At 72.5% G+C, this 12,382-nt stretch carries 14 protein-coding genes; 6 read left to right on the top strand and 8 right to left on the bottom strand.

What is annotated here, in order from left to right; translation table 11 throughout:
- Window positions 1–61: 61 nt before the first annotated feature.
- Both ACFVQ3_RS10440 and ACFVQ3_RS10445 read left to right on the top strand, forming a co-directional pair.
- Entirely contained in the window at window positions 62–1,297 is a 1,236-nt protein-coding gene (locus tag ACFVQ3_RS10440; protein ID WP_387638383.1) for an alcohol dehydrogenase catalytic domain-containing protein, read from the top strand.
- Complete coding sequence (locus tag ACFVQ3_RS10445) at window positions 1,294–1,815, top strand: hypothetical protein (protein WP_387638386.1); 522 nt, start codon at window positions 1,294–1,296, stop codon at window positions 1,813–1,815. The genes ACFVQ3_RS10440 and ACFVQ3_RS10445 overlap by 4 nt, the downstream gene beginning before the upstream one ends.
- A gap of 9 nt (window positions 1,816–1,824) precedes the next feature.
- On the opposite strand, the gene ACFVQ3_RS10450 is transcribed toward ACFVQ3_RS10445, so the two are convergent.
- Window positions 1,825–2,616 (bottom strand): glycosyltransferase family A protein, encoded by a 792-nt coding sequence (locus ACFVQ3_RS10450; RefSeq protein ID WP_387638389.1) that lies wholly within the window; start codon window positions 2,614–2,616, stop codon window positions 1,825–1,827.
- Window positions 2,613–3,221, bottom strand: a complete 609-nt coding sequence (locus tag ACFVQ3_RS10455) for a hypothetical protein (protein WP_387638391.1) — start codon at window positions 3,219–3,221, stop codon at window positions 2,613–2,615. Before ACFVQ3_RS10455 ends, ACFVQ3_RS10450 begins: the two co-directional genes overlap by 4 nt.
- 90 nt (window positions 3,222–3,311) lie before the next feature.
- Here ACFVQ3_RS10455 and ACFVQ3_RS10460 point away from each other — a divergent pair, with 90 nt between their 5' ends.
- Both ACFVQ3_RS10460 and ACFVQ3_RS10465 read left to right on the top strand, forming a co-directional pair.
- Window positions 3,312–4,646, top strand: coding sequence for an APC family permease (locus ACFVQ3_RS10460; protein ID WP_387638394.1), 1,335 nt, complete (start codon window positions 3,312–3,314; stop codon window positions 4,644–4,646).
- An 81-nt stretch (window positions 4,647–4,727) separates the two neighbouring features.
- The gene (locus ACFVQ3_RS10465) at window positions 4,728–5,687 is read left to right on the top strand and encodes a manganese catalase family protein (protein WP_387638397.1); all 960 of its coding nucleotides are present in this window, start codon (window positions 4,728–4,730) and stop codon (window positions 5,685–5,687) included.
- 92 nt (window positions 5,688–5,779) lie between these two features.
- Here the strand turns inward: ACFVQ3_RS10465 and ACFVQ3_RS10470 are convergent, their stop codons facing one another.
- From ACFVQ3_RS10470 to ACFVQ3_RS10495, 6 genes are all read right to left on the bottom strand, one after another.
- On the bottom strand, window positions 5,780–6,469 hold the full coding sequence (locus ACFVQ3_RS10470; protein ID WP_387638400.1) for a glycosyltransferase: 690 nt from the start codon (window positions 6,467–6,469) through the stop codon (window positions 5,780–5,782).
- Window positions 6,466–7,860 carry a PIG-L family deacetylase gene (locus ACFVQ3_RS10475; RefSeq protein ID WP_387638403.1) on the bottom strand — a complete coding sequence of 465 codons (1,395 nt, stop codon included), beginning with the start codon at window positions 7,858–7,860 and terminating at the stop codon, window positions 6,466–6,468. Before ACFVQ3_RS10475 ends, ACFVQ3_RS10470 begins: the two co-directional genes overlap by 4 nt.
- A 65-nt stretch (window positions 7,861–7,925) precedes the next feature.
- On the bottom strand, window positions 7,926–9,017 hold the full coding sequence (locus ACFVQ3_RS10480) for an acyl-CoA dehydrogenase (protein ID WP_387638405.1): 1,092 nt from the start codon (window positions 9,015–9,017) through the stop codon (window positions 7,926–7,928).
- 149 nt (window positions 9,018–9,166) lie between these two features.
- Window positions 9,167–9,829: a PAS and ANTAR domain-containing protein gene (locus ACFVQ3_RS10485; protein WP_387638407.1), complete on the bottom strand. Its 663-nt coding sequence runs from the start codon at window positions 9,827–9,829 to the stop codon at window positions 9,167–9,169.
- A gap of 276 nt (window positions 9,830–10,105) precedes the next feature.
- A complete protein-coding gene (locus ACFVQ3_RS10490) occupies window positions 10,106–10,573 on the bottom strand; it encodes a hypothetical protein (protein ID WP_387638410.1) in 468 nt (155 codons plus the stop codon).
- The gene (locus ACFVQ3_RS10495) at window positions 10,564–11,130 is read right to left on the bottom strand and encodes an RNA polymerase sigma factor (RefSeq protein ID WP_387638412.1); all 567 of its coding nucleotides are present in this window, start codon (window positions 11,128–11,130) and stop codon (window positions 10,564–10,566) included. The genes ACFVQ3_RS10490 and ACFVQ3_RS10495 overlap by 10 nt, the downstream gene beginning before the upstream one ends.
- Before the next feature lie 169 nt (window positions 11,131–11,299).
- Between ACFVQ3_RS10495 and ACFVQ3_RS10500 the strand changes: the two genes are divergently transcribed.
- On the top strand, window positions 11,300–11,860 hold the full coding sequence (locus tag ACFVQ3_RS10500; RefSeq protein ID WP_387638414.1) for an Asp23/Gls24 family envelope stress response protein: 561 nt from the start codon (window positions 11,300–11,302) through the stop codon (window positions 11,858–11,860).
- Window positions 11,857–12,375, top strand: a complete 519-nt coding sequence (locus ACFVQ3_RS10505; protein WP_387638417.1) for a hypothetical protein — start codon at window positions 11,857–11,859, stop codon at window positions 12,373–12,375. The genes ACFVQ3_RS10500 and ACFVQ3_RS10505 overlap by 4 nt, the downstream gene beginning before the upstream one ends.
- The last annotated feature ends 7 nt before the right edge of the window (window positions 12,376–12,382 follow it).

The raw sequence follows: 12,382 nt of genomic DNA on the forward strand, positions 1-12,382 counted from the left end.
ACCTCCCGGCCGGGACGTGGCACGACCATCCGACAGGACGACGCACGAGAGGACGAGGAACATGCGAGCACTGACCTGGCAGGGACGCGAGAAGGTCTCGGTCGAGGACGTCCCCGACCCGCGGATCGAGGAACCGACGGACGCGGTCGTCCGGGTCACGTCGACCGCGATCTGCGGCTCCGACCTGCACCTGTACTCGGTGCTGGGCATGTACCTCGACCCGGGTGACGTGCTGGGTCACGAGACCATGGGCGTCGTCGAGGAGGTCGGCGCGGACGCGACCCGGCTCAAGGTCGGCGACCGCGTCGTCGTGCCCTTCGGCATCGCGTGCGGGACGTGCTGGATGTGCACCCACGGACTGCAGTCGCAGTGCGAGACGACGCAGGTCCGGTCGCAGGGCAAGGGTGCGGCGCTCTTCGGCTACACCAAGTTGTACGGCCAGGTCCCGGGTGGGCAGGCGGAGTACCTGCGTGTGCCGCAGGCCCGCTACGGACCGGTCGTGGTGCCCGACGACGGGCCCGACGAGCGCTACCTCTACCTGTCCGACGTGCTCCCCACCGCGTGGCAGGCCGTCGAGTACGCGGCGGTGCCGCCCGGCGGGACGGTCGTCGTGGTCGGGCTCGGCCCGATCGGTCAGATGGCTGCGCGGGTCGCACGGCATCGTTGGGCGGGGCAGGTCGTCGGGCTCGACCTCGTGCCCGAGCGCCTGGAGATGGCCCGGCGGCACGGTGTCGAGGTCGTCGACCTGTCGGCGGTCGACGACGTCGTGGGCGCGGTCCGGGACCTGACCCAGGGGCGGGGCGCGGACGGGGTGATCGACGCCGTCGGGATGGAGGCCCACGGCTCACCGGGCGCCTCCCTGTTCCAGAAGGCGGCGGGGGTCCTGCCGGACACCGTCGCAGGGGCCATCAACGAGAAGGTGGGCGTCGACCGCCTGGCCGCGCTCCTCACCGCGATCTCGCTCGTCCGCCGCGGAGGCACCGTGTCGATCGCCGGCGTCTACGGCGGCGCCAAGGACCCGTTGCCGATGATGGACCTCTTCGACAGGCAGGTCACGCTCCGCATGGGACAGGCGAACGTCCGCCGGTGGATCGACGATCTGCTGCCCCTCGCCGCGGACCCCGCCGACCCGCTGGGCGTCCTCGACCTGCGGACCCACAGGCTGTCGCTCGAGGACGCGCCCCGCGGCTACGACCTCTTCCAGAAGAAGGAGGACGGGTGCATCAAGGTCGTCCTCGATCCCGCGGTGCGGACGTCGTCCGCCCCGGACTCCCCGGAGAACGGTCCCGTGCGATGACGACGTCGGTCGACACCCGCCTGCTCGCGATCTACCTCAACGACCACGTTGCCGGGGCCACCGTGGGGGTGCAGCGGATCCGGCGCATGGCGAAGGCGTACGAGGGCACGGTCGTCGGCGAGGCGATCAGCCCGCTCGTGGCCCAGCTCGAGGACGAGCGCGCCTGGCTGATCCGGTGCGTGCACCGCCTCGACATCCCCGTCCGGGCGTACAAGGTCGTCGGTGCCTCCCTTGCCGAGAGAGTCGGACGCCTCACGCTCAACGGGCACGTGAGCAGGACGTCGCCGCTGAGCGCACTGCTCGAGGTCGAGCTGCTCCGGGGCGCGGTCACCGGCAAGAAGAGCGGCTGGCAGACCCTCCAGGCGCAGGGCGCGGACCTGGGGCTCGACGCCGGGCTGGTCGCGGACCTCGACGGCCTCGTCGCCCAGGCCGATCAGCAGGTTCGCGTGCTCTCCGACCTCTTGGAGGTCCTGCACGCCAGGGTGTTCCGGCGTCGGTCGCCCGACGGGGGAGAGTAGCCGACCGGATCATGGTGTCGAGGGGGACGACCGGTCGCGCCTGGCGCGCCGCCGCGCGGTGATCCGCGCCGCCCATCGCTCCCAGGGCGGGCTGATCGACCAGTTCACGGCGAGCGTGTGCCAGGCCCAGCGGAACCGTCGGGCCAGAGCCTGCCGGGACTCGAACGTGCGTCCCGAGACCCCGACCACCAGCCGACCGTCGTAGCGCACCCGAGCGGTACTTCCGAGCTGGAGGCTCAGATCGGTGTCGTCGTGGACGTGCGGGTCGTCCCGGTGCACGAGAAGCCTGACGTCGCGCCACGCGTCGAAACGGATCGCCATGTTGGAGCCCCACAGGGGCACGTTGCCCGACGCGGCGTGCATCCCCCAGTAGTAGCAGCGCATGTAGAAGAACTGCGCGAGGCGAGCGCGGAGGGCAGGCAGGTCGTAGAACCGCCCGGAGCCGGTGAGCGCCGTCAGACCAGGGTCCCCCGCGAAGGCCTCGTGCACGCGCTCCAACCAGTCCGGCGGGGGCATAGTGTCCGCGTCGCAGCGCACGATGACACCGGACGCCACGGCGTCGTAGCCCGTCGAGGCCGCCGCCGGGATGCCGGGCGAGGGCTCAACGACCAGCCGGGCGCCCGCCCGCCGTGCCACGTCGGCGCTGTCGTCCGTCGAGGCGTTGTCGACCACCACCACCTCGTGGGGTGGCCGGCCCTGCCTGGCGACGGCCTCGAGGCAACGTTCCAGGTGCCGGGCGTCGTCCTTCACGGGGATGACGACGGTCAACGGCAACGCATCTGCCCGGGAGGCGGGGCTCATGACCCGCGCACCAGGAGGACACCGGCGGCGAAGGCCCCGATCCCCCCTGCCACGAGGTCGCCCAACGTGTCGAGGTAGCCCACGTTGATGGCAGGGTCCACGAACGTGGTGCCCGGCCACTCACCGACCTCCCACAGCAGGGCGAGCAGGACCCCGAGCGCCGTCGCCGTGACGACAGCGCCGAGCCGAGGGCGCGAGAGGCCGTCCACGACAGAGCGGGCGGGTCGGCCGCCCAGTCCGTCGAACAGGGGGCCGGGCGAGGGAAGCGCCCCCAGGAAGACGAGGACCGCGTACGCCAGGACCGTGAGCACGGCGGTCGCCACCAGGTGCACGGCGAGGTCGAGCCAGGAGAGCTGCGCGTAGAGGTCGAGCAGCGCGATCCAGGCGGCGGCGCTCAGGACGAGACCGACGAACGGATCGAGCGGCCCCTTGAGACCGACGGCCCGGGGGATCACCGCGCCCAGCAGGACGAGGGAGAGCAGGGCGGTCGCCACGAGCCCGTAGAGAAGGGTGCCCACCGGGATCGCGATCCCCGCGAGGATGCGCACGACGTCCCCCACGACGGTGGACACCGTGGAGCGTCGGTCGATCTCGCCGGTGGTCATCGAGCAAACGTAACGACCCCCGTGGTGTCCCGCTCAGCGGCCGGGGCACGGGAGGTCGCGAGTGGGGTGTGCCCGTGCGAGCCTGCCGGGATGCCCGACACGACCGCCACGTCCACGTCCACGCCACTGAACCGCACGGTCGGGGGACGACTGCTCTACGTCTTCATCCTGGGTGACGTGCTCGGTGCGGGGGTCTACGCCCTGGTCGGTGAGATGGCCGGGAAGGTGGGTGGCGCCGTCTGGCTGCCGCTGCTGGTCGCGCTCGGGCTGTCGCTGCTGACCGCGGGATCCTACGCCGAGCTCGTCACGAAGTACCCCGCGGCCGGGGGTGCCGCGGTGTTCGCCGAGCGAGCCTTCAAGGTGCCCCTCGTGTCGTTCCTCGTGGGGTTCTGCATGCTCGCCGCAGGAGTCACGAGCGCAGCCGGCCTGTCCCTCGCGTTCGCCGGTGACTACTTCGGGTCGTTCGTCGACCTTCCTGTCGTGCCGGTCGCGCTCGTCTTCCTCCTCCTCGTCGCGGCGCTCAACGCGCGCGGCATCCAGGAGTCGTTGCGGGCGAACGTGGCGATGACCGCGATCGAGCTCTCCGGGCTCCTCCTGATCGTGGTGCTCGCGGCCGTCGTCCTCACCCGGGGCGACGCGTCGCCGGGCCGGGCCCTCGAGTTCACCGAGGGCACCACCCCGGCGCTCGCGGTCCTCTCGGCCTCGCTCATCGCGTACTACTCGTTCGTCGGCTTCGAGACCTCGGCCAACCTGGCCGAGGAGGTCAAGGACGTCCGTCGGGTCTACCCCCGGGCGCTCTTCGGCGCACTGATCACCGCGGGCGTCGTCTACGTCGCCGTCGGTGTGGCCGCCGTCGCGGTGGCGCCCCCCGAGCAGCTCGCGAGCTCTACCGGGCCGTTGCTCGAGGTCGTCAGGGTCGCCGACGTCGTGCCGGAGCGCGTCTTCGCCGTGGTGGCGCTCGTCGCGGTCGCGAACGGCGCCCTGCTGACCATGATCATGGCGAGCCGCCTCACCTACGGCATGGCGCGGCAGGGGCTGCTGCCTGCGGGGCTGGCCCGGGTGCTCCCCGGCCGCCGGACCCCGTGGGTCGCGATCGTCGCGACGACCGTCGTCGCGACGGGGCTCGTCTTCACGGGAGACCTGGGTGCGCTCGCGGAGACCGTGGTGCTCCTGCTCCTCGTGGTGTTCATCAGCACCAACGTCGCGGTCCTGGTCCTGCGCAAGGACACCGTGCAGGAGGACCACTTCCGCGTCGCGACGATCGTGCCGGTGCTCGGGACGGCGAGCTGCGTCCTGCTCCTGACGCAGCAGGCCGGGCAGACCTGGCTCCGCGCGGGGGCTCTCGTCCTGGTGGGCGTCGCGCTCTACCTGGTCACGCGGTTCGCCCGCCGTCGGACGGCCGTGCAGACCAGCGGTGACCGATGACCGGTCGGGCTCCCCAGATGCCAGTGGGCGAGGAGGGGCGCACGGTGGTTGGCCACATCGGTTTCACCGAGGAGGCATGAGATGTATCTGCACGTGCAGCGACTGATCAACGACATCGTGGCCGACGAGCCGGATCCCGCAGCGGCGAACGCGCTCCAGGAAGGGTTGGGAGGGCAGTTCGGGGAGATGCGCACGATGATGCAGTACCTCTTCCAGAGCATCAACTTCCGGGGGCCCACGGGCAAGCCCTACCGGGACCTGCTCCAGGGGATCGGGACCGAGGAGATCAGCCACGTCGAGCTGATCGGCACGACCATCGCCCGTCTGCTCGACGGTTCGCCCCGGTACAACGGGAAGAAGACCGACCCCCTGGACACCCCGGGCGCGGGCGGCAAGACCCCGCTCGACCTCGCGCTGGGGGCGGGCAACATCCACCACTACCTCGTCGCGGCCCAGGGGGCGCTGCCCGTGGACGCGGCGGGCAACCCGTGGAGCGGCAGCTACGTCTACAACTCCGGGAACCTCGTGCTGGACCTGCTGTACAACCTGATGCTCGAGTCGACCGGACGCCTGCAGAAGTGTCGGATCTACGAGATGACGGACAACAAGACCGCGCGCTCGACCATCGCCTACCTGATCGTGCGCGACCAGGCGCACGAGAACGCCTACGCCAAGGCGCTCGAGACCCTCGGTGTGGACTGGGGCAAGGTCCTGCCGATCCCCAAGACGAACGCGGAGAAGTTCCCCGAGGTCAAGAAGCTCGTCGACCTGGGCCTGCAGTCCAAGCAGTACACGTTTGACCTCGAGGGGGCCTCCGAAGCCGGGCGCATCTTCCAGGGCATGTCGCCCTCGAACGACGGGACCGAGCTCGACGGGACCGAGCAGGCCCCGCCCGGTGTCCCGTCGACCATCGCCGCGGAACGTTACGAGGAGTTCTCCCCGGGCCTCGACCCTGACCTGCTGGCCCTCGTCCAGGCGACCGCGGACCTCGAGATGGCCGACGCCGCCGACCCGCTGTTCGCGCCGACGAGCAAGGCCTAGCGCGGTCCGTGCACGCACCGACCCGCGTTGGCAGAACCCTCCGGTGCGTGTGCGGAGGGCCTCAGCCGGCGCTCACCGACCGGACGAGGTCCTCACGCAGGTGCCGCGCGTACCCCCCGGGGGTGCGCCCGGTCGAGCGGCCCGAGGTGAGGACGCAGGCCGTCGGAGGCCACGATGCGCGCGCCCGCACCCCGGGCGCGTGCCACGAGGTCGACGTCCTCGTGCTCGGCGACCCTCGGGAAGCCGCCTGCGGCGAGGTAGAGGTCGCCGCGGACCCCGAGGTTCGCGCCGTGCACGTGCCCGTTCACGTGCCCGGCGGGGTGCGTCACGACCCAGGCCGTGCGCTGGGCGGCCGAGAGGTCGGCGAAGTCGGGGCGTACCGTGCCGATCACCAGGTCCGCTCCCGCCTCGGCGGTCGCGACCTGGTGCGTGAGCCAGTGCGGCGGGACCTGCGAGTCGGCGTCGGTGCTCGCGATCCACAGCCGTGACGGGCGGACCCTGCCGAGCAGCGGGGTCGCCGTCTCGACCCCGGCGGCTCTGGCCGCACCGACCCGCCGGTATCCGGTCTCGAGCACGGTGAACGAGGACGGACGGGCGAGCGCGGCCGAACCGTCGGTGCAGCCGTCGAGGACGATCACGACCTCGACCCGCACGGCCGGCCGCTCGCCCCGGACCCGTGCTACGGCCACGTCGAGCGCGGCCAGGCAGCGGGGGAGGAGCTCCTCCTCGTCGTTCACGGGCACGACGACGGCCAGTCGCGTCACGCGGTCGGGTGCGCTCATGCCAGCCCCGCCTGGGCGGCGACCGAGCGTGCCGGTGGTCGGACGAAGACCTCCAGGACGAAGTCCTCCTCGAGGTGGTGCACGAGGCGCACGAGCTCGGCGCGCGCGGCGAGGGCTGCATGGACGTCGTCGCCCCGCAGCGGGTACTCGGGTACCGGGTGCCGCCAGTGGCACGCGACCAGGACGCCGTCCGCGGTGAGGGACCCGACCGCGCGGGAGATCGCGGTCTCCAGGTCGCTCGCGCCGTAGTAGTACCCGACCTCGGAGAGCACCACGAGGTCGAAGTCCCCCTCGGGCCACTCCGCAGGCGTCTGGAGACGTAGGAGCTCGATGTCGTCACCGAGGCGCTCACGGGCGGCTGCAAGCGCGTCCGCGGCGACGTCGACCCCCACGACGCGGTCGCAGCGGGTCGCGAGCTCCGCGGTCAGGACACCGGTCGAGCAGCCGATCTCCAGGCCCGCGCGAAAGCGCTGGCGGGGCAACGACGCGAGCGTCACCGCACGCTTGCGCTCCTCGTACCAGCGGGTCTCGAAGCCCCACGGGTCGGACCGGCCGCGGTAGAACGCGTCGAAGAAGCCGGCCGGCAGGCTCTCGGAGGACGCCGATCCCGCCCCCGGTCCGTGCCCCGACCCCGGTGCGGGCCCAGCCGCCGGGGACGGTGCGGGCTGGGCCGGCGACGGGCACGCTGCCTCGACGAAGACCTCGATGTCGCGGTCGGCGTGCCGCAGCATCTCCGGCCCGACGGTCGCCGCGTCCCTCGGGTCCGGGGACAGCGGCTCGACCTGGGACCGGTGCGCGGCCAGCGCAAGCCTCTTGGCTGCTCGCTCCTGCGGCGTGAGCATGAGCGCCCGCATGTCCTCGGTGGCGGTCCGGTCGCTCGGGTCGCCCCAGTGCCACCACCAGATCGGGTACTCCAGGAGCCGTGCGCCCTGCTCGCCGGCGACCGCGGCCGCGACCTCGCCGGCGACGCGGTGGTCACGGTGGCCGTCGCCCCGCCACGGGGCGCACAGCACCACGGAACCCCTCTCGCGGTGTCCGGGCTCGTCCTCCGTCACCGCAGTCAGGACCGCGCACAGCCGCCGGTGCAAGGCGCCGCCGCGCTCCCGCAGCCCTCCGTCCGGGAGCCCCAGGAAGAGCACGACGGCACCGGGGGCCACCACGTCGACCGCGTCTACGAGCTCGCGACGTCGCAGGGCCGCGAGCCGCGCGGGCGTGAGGGTGGGGGAGTCGGGGTGCGAGGCCTCGCCGTCGGTCGCGACGACGACCGTGACGGGCGTGCCCCGGCGGGCGAGCCGTGCCAGGAGGCCGCCGACCCCCAGGGACTCGTCGTCGGGGTGGGCGGCGAGGACGACGAGGTGGGAGACGCCGTCGGGAAGGTCGAGGGGCGCCAACCGGTCGAGGAGGCCGGCGGCCCTCCATGCGTCTTCGGTGGTACCCGGGTCTCGATGGTCGAACGTCACCACGGAGCGGCCCCGCGGGCCACGAGGTCACGGCCCAGGGAGGCGTCGTCACGCTCGGCGTGGTGCTGGCGTACGTAGAGCTGCAGGTCGGCGAGGCGACGCGCATATGCCTCGTCGGCCGTCATCGGTCCTGGACCCAGGGCCCGCGAGCAGCGTTGCACGGTCTCCTCGACCGCACGCGCGACGGCGCCCCGCACCCGGCGTGCGAGCACCCCTGGGGCGACAACCTCGGCCTCCGTGGTTCCGTCCACGGCCCGGCTCGCCTCGACGAGCGTCGTCCGTGCGCTGGTCAGCGCGATGTCGACCGCTCCCAGGTGGGCGAGCGTGAGCTGGTCGGGCTCGCGACGTGTGGTCGCCGCATACAGCTCACGGGCGAGGCCCACGGCACCGCCCCACCAGCAGGCTGCGACACCGATGCCGCCCCAGGCGAAACCGGGGCGGTCGAGGTACCAGCCGGGAGACCCGACCGGGACGGCCGCGGCGCGGTCGAAGCGCACGGGAGCGCTGACGATCTCCGGGAACCCGCGCGCGACCCACGGGCCGTCGTCGGGCCGGACGCCGGGCGCCCGGAGGTCGACGGCGAACAACCGTCGACCGTCCACGGTCCACGCGGTCACCAGTGCGTGCGAGAGCGTCGCGGCGAGCGAGCACCACGGCTTGACTCCCGTGAGCTGCCAGCCGTCCTCGCTCTCCTCAGCCTCCAGGCGTACGCCCGGACCTTCAGCGGCGAAGACGCCCCAGGTGCTGGTCTCGTCGGCGTCGATCGACAGCAGGTCCACCTCGTCCGGGACCTGTCCCAGGATGGCGCGTGCGTCGAGGTGCGGCTCGAGGACCCGAGAGACCCCGACGTCGGCCGCGGCGGTCGAGGCGAGCAGCTCCCACAGCTCGAGCGTCCTGCCGGTGCCGGGGGCCGGCACGGTGCGGCCGATCTCGGCGGCCCAGGACAGGGCCGCGACGACGTCGCCGCTCATCGTCGGTACGGACGCGACGGTGGTCCTGAGCGGCTGGGAGCGCGAGTCCTCGTACCGTGACGGGTCGAGGACGGCGGGCTCGGGCGCAAGGACGGTGGTGGTGCGCGGATCGGTCACGACGGCTCCAGTGGTCGAGCGGGGGTTTCCGCACACTAGGCGCGGTCCGAGAGCCTCGCACGCGGCGGGCACGCTCGTGGGGGAGGACGACCACCTTGGGAGGCGGCGTCAGGGAAGGGCCGGCACGCACGGTCTCGTCGTCGCCCGGTTCACTCGTGCTCTCGCGCTGCGCGGCTGCTGCCCGTCGAGGTACGGGCCGACTCGAAGAACAGGTCGAGGTCGTCGGCCGTGGGAGCAGCGGTCCCGGCGCCTTCCGAGAGAGTCGTCATGAGCCGGCGAGCGAGGTGCCGGATCGACTCGTTGGTGACGTTCGAGTGGTGGCGCAGGAGATCGAAGGCCTCGTTCTCGGTCATGCCGTACACGGTCATCACCGCGCCCTTGGCCTGCTCGATCACGGCTCTGCTCTGTGCGGACGACTGGATGGCCGCCGTCGCCTCGCGCTGGGAGAGCTCGCGCTGTGTGATCGTGAGGTCGACGAAGTACCCGGAGACCTGTGCGACCTCGTCCGACCCGGGCTCCTTGCGTGCGCGGCCCACGACCCCGAGGGTCCGGGTGTGGCCGTGCGCGTCGATGATGCGGTGCACGCACGCGAACGGCTCACCTGTCGAGCAGGCGTTCGCGAGGACCGCTTGGACGCGCGCACGATCGTCGGGATGCTTGTGGGCGAGCATCAGCGCGGTGGTCGGGACCACCTCGCCCGGCGTGAAGCCGTGCATCTCGTAGAGGCCGTCCGACCACCACCAGGTCCCCGTGCGGACGGTCAGGACGAACTGGCCGACGGGTTGGGGCGTCCCGGCGAGAAGGACTTCCATGAGGTCTGCGTCAAGAGGGCGATCCAGGTCGTACGAGGTCGTCATCTCAGCTCCAAGGGGCAAGGAAGGTCAGGGCCTACTTCCAGACTCCTGACCGGAGGGTAGCGCCGGAGGCCGACCCGGGGACTGCGGTTCGCGGCCCGCGAACGGCTGGGCGCTCTCGGCGGCCCGACGCTACGACCTGCACGCGGCGGAGGGGCGCCATGCCGCGCGGCGCGTACCCGAGGTGTGGCTGGACGGCTCGGACGGGCCGTCCGGCGACGGTGCGGTGGGGGCCTAGGAGAGGTCGTCCGTGACGTTCGAGACGTCGGTGATCGCGATGTCGACGGCGACGACGTGCGCGGCGGGAGCTAGCTCGCCGAGCACCGAGCGCAGGCTCGTGCCGGCGGCGAGCCGGACGGTGCTCGCCAAGGGGAGCAGAGGCTCGTCGAACGCTGCGAGGATCTCGATCGTGACGATCACGAGCCGGTCCTGGTCGTCGGTCGAGCAGGTGATCGTGAGCGGGGAGGCGCCCGGTACTGCGGCGACGGCGTCACGGAGGGCGGCGGTCACGACGTCGGCGGCGACGAGGTAGTCGACGGTGCCCGAGGGTGCCTCGGTCCGCCCTCGGACAGGGGCCGACGGGCGGAAGGCCGAGAGGGCTCTGAGCAGGGCGTTCTCACGCACCAGGGTCCACCCCTGGTCGGTGTGGCGTCGCAGGGCCTGGGTCGCGCGGTCGAGGACGGCGTCGTCGGTCATCGCCATCCCTCCATCCTCTCGGCCAGCGTCGCGCGAGCCCGGTGGAGCATCCCGCGCACGGTGTCGCGCGTCGTGCCGAGGATGTCGGCGATCTCGGCGTAGTGCAGCCCTTCGACCTCGCGCAGCAGCCAGCACGACCTCTGCAACGGTGGCAGACCGAGCAGGGCGATGTCGAGGGCCTCGACGAGCGCAGCATCCACGGCGTCCTGGTCGGGTGGGCGGGACGCGGACTCGACGAGCTCGTCCGGCAGGGCGACGGGGAGGCGCGCCGCGCGTCCTCGGTGGCGGTACGCCTGCCGTGTCGCGATCCCGAAGAGCCACGTGCGCGGCGTGGACTCGCCCCGGAACCCGGGAAACCCGGTCCATGCCGCGACCAGGGTGTCCTGCAGACAGTCGGCTGCGACCTCCGGATCGTGGACCATGCGCAGGACGTACCGGTACAACGCCGGGCCGTGCCGGTCGACGAGCTCGGTGAACGCCTCGCGATCGCGCAGGGCCGCCCGGCGCGCGAGCGACAGGTCGGAGACCGCCCCCGCGTCGTCACCGGTGCCGACTGCTTCCACCTGCTCGACGATAGCTTCCTGGGAAGCGCTCGCCATCGGCGACAACTACTGTGATCTAGATCACATATTTCTGCCGTGACGTTCCTGCAGCGGAGCGGCACCCACTGGAGAACGTCGAGGACCGCCCGGCCTCCTGGGTGGTCGACCCGAGCACGACGAGGAGCGAACGATGAGCGAGCAGAGCACATCCACCACGGGAGCCTCGGCTCCTGGCACGGCCTCACGTCCCGGGGATGCCGGACAGGCGCGCCCGCAGCGCGAGACGGTCGACCGTCCCTCGGCGCTCGCCTCCGAGCACGGCAGCACCACGATCGCCGACCAGGTCGTCGCGAAGATCGCTGGGCTCGCGACACGCAACGTCCAGGGCGTCTACGCCGTCGGCGGGGGAGCGGCGCGGGCGTTCGGCGCCATCCGCGAGTACATCCCGGGCAGCGGCAGCGACACCACCTCCGGTGTCCACGTCGAGGTCGGCGAACGCCAGGCCGCCGTCGACCTCGATCTCGTCGCGGACTACGGCGTCTCGATCGCGGACCTCGCCCAGGCGGTCCGCCGGAGCGTCATCACGTCGATCGAGCGCATGACCGGGCTCGAGGTGACCGAGGTCAACATCGACGTCAACGACGTCCACCTGCCCGGTGACGACGCCGACCCTGGCCCCGACCGGCGTGGCCAGCGCGACCAGTCCTCCGGCAGCGGTGAGGGCGAGGACGGTGGCGGGCGGGTCCGATGACCACGTTCGTGCCCGAGTCGTCCGACCCCGGGCTCACGGGCCAGGGCGACGACGGCGCCGTCCCCACCCCGCTCGACGTCGCCGAGTCGTTCGAGCACGCTCACGAGGGAGCGGCGGCGGGTGGGCCCCCCGGCCCGGCGCCCGCCCGGTCGGCCCCCGTCGGCGCGCACGACCGACCCGTCCGTGGGGACACCGCCGGCGCACCAGTCCAGGACGAGGTGGCCGACCGGGTGGTCGCCACCGTGCTCGCCGTGCCTGGCGTCGTGCGGCTGCACGCCGGGGTCCTCGGGGAGGTCGCGACCTACCTGCCCGGCCGCGCCGTGACCGGGGTGCGTCTCCGTCCCGCCGAGACCGAGGTTCACCTGGTCGTCTCGGTCGCCCGCCCGATCCCCGAGGTGGCTCGAGACGTCCACGAGGCCGTGCGCGCGCTGGTCCCAGGGCCCGTGCGCGTGTTCGTCGAGGACGTCGAGTCCCCGCCCTCATCACCGCCCGCCCCTGAGCGGGCACCGTCCTAGGAGAGCC

The organism is Oerskovia sp. NPDC057915, from assembly GCF_042887685.1.
Lineage (GTDB): Bacteria > Actinomycetota > Actinomycetes > Actinomycetales > Cellulomonadaceae > Oerskovia.

Coding starts and splice junctions, on each gene's coding strand:
- ACFVQ3_RS10440 (WP_387638383.1), top strand. CDS start 62: ATGCGAGCACTGACCTGGCAGGGACGCGAGAAGGTCTCGGTCGAGGAC.
- ACFVQ3_RS10445 (WP_387638386.1), top strand. CDS start 1,294: ATGACGACGTCGGTCGACACCCGCCTGCTCGCGATCTACCTCAACGAC.
- ACFVQ3_RS10450 (WP_387638389.1), bottom strand. CDS start 2,616: ATGAGCCCCGCCTCCCGGGCAGATGCGTTGCCGTTGACCGTCGTCATC.
- ACFVQ3_RS10455 (WP_387638391.1), bottom strand. CDS start 3,221: ATGACCACCGGCGAGATCGACCGACGCTCCACGGTGTCCACCGTCGTG.
- ACFVQ3_RS10460 (WP_387638394.1), top strand. CDS start 3,312: ATGCCCGACACGACCGCCACGTCCACGTCCACGCCACTGAACCGCACG.
- ACFVQ3_RS10465 (WP_387638397.1), top strand. CDS start 4,728: ATGTATCTGCACGTGCAGCGACTGATCAACGACATCGTGGCCGACGAG.
- ACFVQ3_RS10470 (WP_387638400.1), bottom strand. CDS start 6,469: ATGAGCGCACCCGACCGCGTGACGCGACTGGCCGTCGTCGTGCCCGTG.
- ACFVQ3_RS10485 (WP_387638407.1), bottom strand. CDS start 9,829: ATGGAAGTCCTTCTCGCCGGGACGCCCCAACCCGTCGGCCAGTTCGTC.
- ACFVQ3_RS10490 (WP_387638410.1), bottom strand. CDS start 10,573: ATGGCGATGACCGACGACGCCGTCCTCGACCGCGCGACCCAGGCCCTG.
- ACFVQ3_RS10500 (WP_387638414.1), top strand. CDS start 11,300: ATGAGCGAGCAGAGCACATCCACCACGGGAGCCTCGGCTCCTGGCACG.
- ACFVQ3_RS10505 (WP_387638417.1), top strand. CDS start 11,857: ATGACCACGTTCGTGCCCGAGTCGTCCGACCCCGGGCTCACGGGCCAG.